Annotated in this window: 9 protein-coding genes and 1 pseudogene; 6 read left to right on the forward strand and 4 right to left on the reverse strand. The window is 69.1% G+C overall.

What is annotated here, in order from left to right; translation table 11 throughout:
• Nucleotides 1-6: 6 nt before the first annotated feature.
• Nucleotides 7-570: a peptide deformylase gene (gene def, locus Q9G87_RS55645; RefSeq protein WP_305924804.1), complete on the reverse strand. Its 564-nt coding sequence runs from the start codon at nt 568-570 to the stop codon at nt 7-9.
• Nucleotides 571-684: 114 nt separating this feature from the next.
• Here def and Q9G87_RS55650 point away from each other — a divergent pair, with 114 nt between their 5' ends.
• Nucleotides 685-1,479: a class I SAM-dependent methyltransferase gene (locus Q9G87_RS55650; RefSeq protein WP_305924805.1), complete on the forward strand. Its 795-nt coding sequence runs from the start codon at nt 685-687 to the stop codon at nt 1,477-1,479.
• Between the two features lie 84 nt (nt 1,480-1,563).
• Here the strand turns inward: Q9G87_RS55650 and Q9G87_RS55655 are convergent, their stop codons facing one another.
• Nucleotides 1,564-2,079: a hypothetical protein gene (locus Q9G87_RS55655; RefSeq protein ID WP_305924806.1), complete on the reverse strand. Its 516-nt coding sequence runs from the start codon at nt 2,077-2,079 to the stop codon at nt 1,564-1,566.
• A gap of 39 nt (nt 2,080-2,118) precedes the next feature.
• Entirely contained in the window at nt 2,119-3,048 is a 930-nt protein-coding gene (locus Q9G87_RS55660; protein ID WP_305924807.1) for a hypothetical protein, read from the reverse strand.
• 130 nt (nt 3,049-3,178) lie between these two features.
• Here Q9G87_RS55660 and Q9G87_RS55665 point away from each other — a divergent pair, with 130 nt between their 5' ends.
• Nucleotides 3,179-4,141: a GNAT family N-acetyltransferase gene (locus Q9G87_RS55665; RefSeq protein WP_305924808.1), complete on the forward strand. Its 963-nt coding sequence runs from the start codon at nt 3,179-3,181 to the stop codon at nt 4,139-4,141.
• Between the two features lie 36 nt (nt 4,142-4,177).
• A complete protein-coding gene (locus tag Q9G87_RS55670) occupies nt 4,178-4,951 on the forward strand; it encodes an arylamine N-acetyltransferase family protein (protein ID WP_305924809.1) in 774 nt (257 codons plus the stop codon).
• Nucleotides 4,952-5,153: 202 nt separating this feature from the next.
• Here Q9G87_RS55670 and Q9G87_RS55675 read toward each other — a convergent pair whose 3' ends face one another.
• Nucleotides 5,154-5,975, reverse strand: coding sequence for a DUF4259 domain-containing protein (locus Q9G87_RS55675; RefSeq protein WP_305924810.1), 822 nt, complete (start codon nt 5,973-5,975; stop codon nt 5,154-5,156).
• Nucleotides 5,976-6,261: 286 nt separating this feature from the next.
• Between Q9G87_RS55675 and Q9G87_RS61165 the strand changes: the two genes are divergently transcribed.
• The 3 genes and pseudogenes from Q9G87_RS61165 to Q9G87_RS55685 form a co-directional block, all read left to right on the forward strand.
• The gene (locus tag Q9G87_RS61165) at nt 6,262-6,447 is read left to right on the forward strand and encodes a recombinase family protein (protein ID WP_371825986.1); all 186 of its coding nucleotides are present in this window, start codon (nt 6,262-6,264) and stop codon (nt 6,445-6,447) included.
• Nucleotides 6,408-6,623 (forward strand): recombinase family protein, encoded by a 216-nt coding sequence (locus tag Q9G87_RS55680; RefSeq protein WP_305924811.1) that lies wholly within the window; start codon nt 6,408-6,410, stop codon nt 6,621-6,623. Before Q9G87_RS61165 ends, Q9G87_RS55680 begins: the two co-directional genes overlap by 40 nt.
• Nucleotides 6,620-6,860: pseudogene (locus Q9G87_RS55685) on the forward strand (zinc ribbon domain-containing protein); the annotation flags it as partial. The gene Q9G87_RS55680 and the pseudogene Q9G87_RS55685, both read left to right, overlap by 4 nt.

Consider the following 6,860-nt stretch of genomic DNA (forward strand, 5'->3'; position numbering starts at 1 on the left):
CCTCCACTATAGCGGTGTCTTGTCCGCTACAGCGGAGGGGTGCTCCTCGCGGTAGGCGGCCAGCACCTGCTTGCGGCGCTTGGCCGGCAGGCGGTCGATGTAGAGGTGGCCGTCGAGGTGGTCGGTCTCGTGCTGCAGGCAGCGCGACAGCAGCCCGGTGCCCTCGACCGTGACCGGCTGCCCGGCGGCGTCGTAGCCGTGCACGGTGGCGTGGTCGGGGCGGGGGAGCGGCGCGTACTGGCCGGGGACCGACAGGCAGCCCTCGTCCCCGGCGTCGAGGTGGCGCTCACCGACCTCCGGCAGCTCCAGTGTGGGGTTGACGACGACGCCCTTGTGGTGCTCGCCGTCGGCGTCCGGGCAGTCGTAGACGAACACGCGCAGCGGCACGCCGATCTGGTTGGCGGCCAGGCCCACGCCCTCCGCCGCGTACATGCTCGCGAACATGTCCTCCACCAGCGCCGCCAGCTCGTCGTCGAACCGGGTGACCGGCTCGCACGGGTGATGCAGCACCGGGTCGCCCACATGCACGATCGGCCGGACCTCTCCCACGACCAACGCCTTTCTCAACATTTGGAAACCTTTCGGCAGCAAGTCTACTGTCTCATATAATAAGACATTCTCTCTTGAATAGTGAGACCCGCGCTAAAGTGATCGGCATCGGAGCCAAACGAAGGAGTTCAGGCGATGGACGCCGTTTACACGCATGGCCACCACGAGTCCGTGTTGCGCTCGCACCGCTGGCGCACGGCGGAGAACTCGGCGGCGTACCTGCTGCCGCACCTGAAGCCGCACATGACGCTCCTGGACGTGGGCAGCGGGCCCGGCACGATCACCGCCGACCTGGCGGGCCTGGTCGGGCAGGTGACGGCGTCCGAGGTCACCGCCGAGGCGCTGGACCTGGCGAAGGCCGAGGTGGCCGCCAGAGGGCTGGGCAACGTGGACTTCGCCGTCGCCGACGTGCACGACCTGGCGTACGCCGACGACACGTTCTGCGTCGTGCACGCCCACCAGGTGCTGCAGCATGTGGGCGACCCGGTGCGGGCCCTGCGCGAGATGCGCCGGGTGACCAAGCCGACCGGGCATGTGGCGGCGCGCGACAGCGACTACGCCGCGTTCACCTGGTATCCGCGGGTGCCGGCGCTGGATGAGTGGCTGGAGCTGTACCAGAAGATCGCGCGGGCGAACGGCGGCGAGCCGGACGCCGGGCGGCGGCTGCTGTCGTGGGCCAGGGCCGCGGGCTTCGAGGACGTCACCGCCACCTCCTCCACCTGGTGCTTCGCCACACCGGAAGACCGTGCCTGGTGGGGCGGCATGTGGGCCGAGCGGATCTTGCGCTCTTCCATGGCCGAGCAGGCCTTGGCCACCGGCGCCGCGACGGAGGCCGATCTGCGGCGGATCTCGGACGGGTGGCTGGAGTGGGCGGCCGCCGGCGACGGCTGGATATCCATCCTGCACGGCGAGATCCTCTGCCGCGCGTAAGCGCCTGACTCTCAGAGCCGGGCGTGCTCGGGGCAGCCTCGCGTTCAGCGGGCGCCAGAAACCTGGGGCCGCGCTCGGCCGGCGCTACAGGCCCAGGGTGCGGGCCCGCTGCCACTGCGGGTCGCGGTAGAGGACCATGTCGGCGCCGACCATCTCGTCGGGCGCCGACAGCATGGTGATCTCACCCGCGGCCTGCAACTGCAACAGCAGATCGCGAACCCGCGGCCCGACCGGCAACCGCCCGGCGGGCAGCCCGAGACCCGACCGCACCGTATCGGCGATCTCCGACAGCCTGAACGGTCCGTCGAAACCGGCCACGATCCCGCGCACCACGCTCAGCGTGATCAGATTCTCGGCCTCGGCGTACGCCAGCTGCCAGGTGACCTGCCTCTTGCGCCGCCCGCTTCCCGCGCAGGACGGGCAGCCGCGCGCCAGGCCCGGCGCCATCTGCTCCTCGGCGGAGCCGAGGCAGGCCGAGCACAGGCCGTTCTCGGAGGCGTGCAGCTCGGCGGTCATGCGGCCGCCGAGCACCACGCCGCAGTCGCAGGCGAACGCCTCACCCAGGATGCCGGCCTGCGGGGAGATCGTATGCTTCGTCACCGAGACGACTCTACCGGGACGCGGCGCGGACACGACCCGTCACGTGCGGAGATCGGCCAGGCCACGCAGCCGGCGCAGGGCCTTGCGGGCCGCCGCCGCCACCCGTTCGTCCGGATGATGCTCGATGAAGACCTGCAGCACCCGCCCCGTCCACGGATGGTCTCCGAACGCCAGGATCGCGATCGTGCCGGTCTGCTCCTCCGAGTTCATCCCCATGGCGATGGAGTTGATCACCTCAACCGGCGCGTCCCCGAACTCCAGCAGCGCCGCCGCCATGTCCACCAGCACCCACGCGATCTCCTCGGGCACCGGCTGCCGGTCCTCGCGCCCGGTCCTGGCCGCGATCACCGCACCCAGCTTCGGCTCCTCGAGCAGCCTGGAGAGCGCCGGCCGGCCTTCCTCGCCGAAGTCCGACCACAGCAGCTCCACGCCGACGGCCCGGCTCAGCGGGCTCACCGTTCCCAGCACCGAGGCGATCTCCGCCGCCGCCGCGTCCGTATCCCTGCCCTTGAGCCACCCCGCCAGCTCCTCGCCGCGCTCGGCCTCCGGATAGGAGCGCAGGCCGTGCAGCAGCGCCGCCGCGTCGGCGTCCGCGAGCGACCCCATGACAGGGATCTCCTGCCCGGTGGTGTCCGCGATGATCAGCCGCGCCGCCCACAGGCCGAGCCAGCTCAGCGTGTACGGCTCCGCCTGGCGCACCAGCCCGAGCCCGGACAGCGTCTCGGGAATGTCGCCCTTGGCCGGCTCACGTGACAGGAACATCCGGATGAGCTCCAGCAGCAGGCCCTCGTCGGCGGCCAGTCGTTCCCGGCAGTGGTCCGCCCAGGCGGCCAGCACCTCCGCGTCCTCGCCCTCGGGTTTCAGCTCGTCGGCCAGGGGAGCGGCGCGTACGGCAGCGGCCAGCGTGCCCTCGTCGGGCAGCCGGATCGGAGGCTGCAGGGGCAGCGTGTCGTCGTCGTTGGACCTCACGAGCCCATCCTTTCGTGATATTTCCGCTAGAGTGCCCGCTGACGCCGAAAAGTCGGAAGAAAGGAGGCGCTGAGATGTTCGGTATTGTTCCGGGCGCTCACCGCGCCCGCTTTCACTTCTCGGAGGAATCGTGCATTTCCGTACCGCAGTCGAGGGTGATCTAGACCGCCTGCTCGGCTGCGTCGTCGACGAGTCCATCAGCTGGGCCCATCCCGACCGCCTGCTGTCGTTTCTCGAAAGCGGCAACTACCGTTACGACCGTATCTGGATCGCCGAGGACGGCGACCGGATCCTGGCCCGCGCCGTCTGGTGGGGCTTCCCCGGCGGCGACCAGCCGCTCGCGATGGACTGCCTCTACGTCCACCCCTCCGTCGAGGATCGCGTGGGCCTGGCCGCCGACCTGCTCCGGCACGCGTTCACCGAGTCCGGTGAACGGCCCGCGTACCATGTGTTCCTGTCCAACGGCTGGCGCGACGACCCGAAGGCCACGGCGGCGATCGCCTGGCGATGGGAGGCCGCCGGCCGCGCCGGGCTCACGGAGGAGCTGGAACGCCTCCGCTACGAGTGGACGGCCGACGAGCCCGTGCCCGAGCCGTCGCAGCGGCTCGTCTTCCGCGGGGATGACGACGACGAGGCGTTCGTCGCGGCGTTCCGGCGGGTGGCCGTGGGCTCGCTCGACTACGACACGCGGCAGGGGTTGCTCACCATGGACCCGGAGACGCAGGCGCGCGAGGACGTCAACGCCTACAAGTCGATGCCGGGGAACCGGTCGTGGTGGCGGCTGGCGTACACGAAGGACGGGGACCTGGCCGGGGTCGCGTTGCCGTCGGCCAACAACGCCGGACCGGTGGTGGGTTACCTCGGGGTCGTGCCCGAGCACCGCGGCCACGGGTACGTCGACGACCTGCTCGCCGAGATCACCCGCTCGCACGCCGAGCGGGGTGTGCAGCGGATCGTGGCCGACACGGACCTGGGGAATGTGCCGATGGCCCGGGCGTTCGAACGCGCCGGTTACCGGAATTTCTCCATCCGGCTGGTCTTGTCCGCCAAACCGGAAATCGCGGCTGACGATCGGAATCCCGTGAACACGTGATGCGCACGGGCCGTCGTACCCGTCATTGTTGATCGCATGACGTGGGACATTGCGAAACTCGACCTGGGCGCGTACCTGACCAGGATCGGCTACGACGGCCCGCACGCCCCGACGGCGGCGACGTTACGCGCCGTGCACCTGGCGCACGCCCAGGCCATCCCGTTCGAGAACCTGGACGTGCTCCTCGGCCGCGGCGTCCGCCTCGACCTCGGCAGCCTGCAGGACAAGATGGTGACGGGCGGGCGCGGCGGCTACTGCCACGAACAGAACCTGCTGTTCGCGGCCGCGCTCGAACGCCTCGGCTTCACCCTGAAACGCCACCTGGCCAGGATCCGGCTCGGCCGCTCCCACCTGCCCCGCTCGCACGCCACGCTCACCGTGACGGTGGACGGCCGCACGTGGCTGGCCGACGTCGGGTTCGGGGGTGACGGGCTGGTGGAGCCGATGCCGTTCGAAGACGGCGCCACGCTGGAGTCGGGGCCTTGGCGGTGGCGGCTGGGACGCGACGGCGACTTCTGGGTGCTGCATTCAGGGCCTGTTTCGGAGGAGACCGAGCTGTACGCCTTCCGCCCCGACGAGCCGCACTATCCGAGCGACTTCGAGGTCGCCAACTTCTACGTCTCGGAGTATCCGCAGTCGCCGTTCCGGCATCACGTGCTCGTCCAGCGGACTACGGCGAGGACGCGGATCCGGCTGGAGGATCTTCCGGTGACGACGGCAGGGGAGTTGGTGGCGACCTTGCGGGACCGCTTCGGCATCGAAATCGCGGAGCCGGACGCCCAGGCCGTCCTCCCCAAGCTCGCGACCTGACCGTCCACGCCCATGGCACGGGAACCACGCCTCCGCAACCGGCCTCCGGAGCAGGGTGCGACTCTCTAGCCGTGGGCCAGTTGTGGAGAGATCGGCCGGGTCACCGTGGGCCCTGCCGAGAGCAAGCACCGGCTCGCTGCTTGATCAATCTCTGGGCTGAACTAGGAGACGGCGCCCTATCGGCCGATTCCTTCGTCAGGTGCTAGACCGCGAAGTCGCTGAGCTCGGGTAGCGGACCAAGCCGCAGGTAATCGGCAATGCGGGACAGGCCGGTGCGCAGGTCGGACGCGACCTGCGCTGGTGTGGCGTCGCCGAGATCGTAGGTGTGGTCGAAACCGAACCAGGCCTCGGCTGTGGTTCGTCCTCGGGAAGTTTGCTCGGTGCGCGGACCCGGCCCGAGGTGTCCAAAGAGGATCAGTTCTTGGAGGCCCGAGCGCTGCCACCAGGCCCTCCATTGGGGGGATTCGTTGACGGCCTGGACAAGTTGGTCTGATCTGCGCTCGTAGGCGCCATCGCGGGGCAGGCTTCCGCGGTTATCGCTCCAGTAGACCCGCAGCCATGGTCGCTGTGGGTCGGAGTAGTCCGGGACGAAAGGCTCCGGCGGATCTTGGCGCTCGCCGCGCAGAGCCTTGCGGTAGGGCTCGAGGTGAGCGATGAACTCTCTCCAGGACTCGGGGCCGTAACATTCGGCGAGGTAGTTCTCCTGGGGCCGGGTGGCCAGGGCGAACGCGGCAGCAGCCAGATCGCGCAGATCATCATCGACGGTGAACCGGTTACGGTCGAGCCAGTGATGGGCGACCTCGTCCGGCGCGATGCCTGAGATCCGAGCAGCGATCAGGCAACTGATCGCCAACGACGACTCGACGTAGCCCTCCTCTACGTACTCCTGGCTGTCTTCAAGGAACCCAGTAAGTGCCTCCGCCATCGCGGCCGCGACATCCTCCTGCTCTTCGAGATCGGCGATGGCATCCGACGCCTCATCGCTGTCAAACGGGCCTTCGAAGGGAGTCCAGTCGTCCACCATTCAGCCTTTCCGGAGGTATGCGCCGGTCAGGGTTTGAACAGTCCCTTGTATTCGCTATGAAAGCCTAAGGTTTCGCTATGATCTCTTCGTGGCCTTGTTGAGGTTGGCGGCGGCTAAGCGTCTGGGCGTGCACCCGACGACGCTGCGCCTATGGGCCGACCAGGGCCAGATTCGGTTCGTGTGGGTCGGTAAGTCTTAGCCCGAGCGCCGATTCGAAGAAGCGGACCTCGATGCCTTCGCCGGTGTCGCAGCCACTCCGGTGCGGGAACGAGCCGAGGTCGCTTACGTGCGCGTGTCGGGTACAGCCGGGCAGGAGAGCTCGCTGGCCGCGCAGGAAGACGAACTACGTCGCACCAGCCGGACCGGGATCGTGAAGGTCTACAAAGACAGGGCCTCGGGGTTGCGGGAGAACCGCAATGGCGCGATTCGGGGGTGGCCTGGATCATCGCGCTGCTGGCTCGTGACGGGGTGAGCGTGGAGGTGCTCCACGCCAAGGGCAGCGCCGGTGGCATGGAGCAACTGCTGGCCGACTTCATGTCGCTGATCGCGACATTCGCCGGCCGTATGTACGGCATCCGCTCCCGTGAGGCGCGCAAGCGGCTGCTGGCACAAGCGGACACACGCCTCGAAGGCGAGGGCGGTGCATGAGTAAGCTCACCGCGACCGCGACCTGCACCGCCCATGGCGCGGTGGTAGAGCAGACCGGCGAGGTCGTTGCTCAGCCGCTGCTGGCCCAGCGGGTCGCCTGGATGGCCAGCCTGGCACAAGAACTGACCGCCGATCTGGTCGCCGCCCGGTGGAACCCGGCGGATCTGGATGCGCTGGCCTGCGGGGTCGGGCCGGACGGGCGGGCGTTGCCGGCCAAGGGCTGGATGGCTGTGCGGA

Origin of the sequence: Nonomuraea turcica, assembly GCF_030718205.1 — a bacterium.
Taxonomy (GTDB): Bacteria; Actinomycetota; Actinomycetes; order Streptosporangiales; family Streptosporangiaceae; genus Nonomuraea.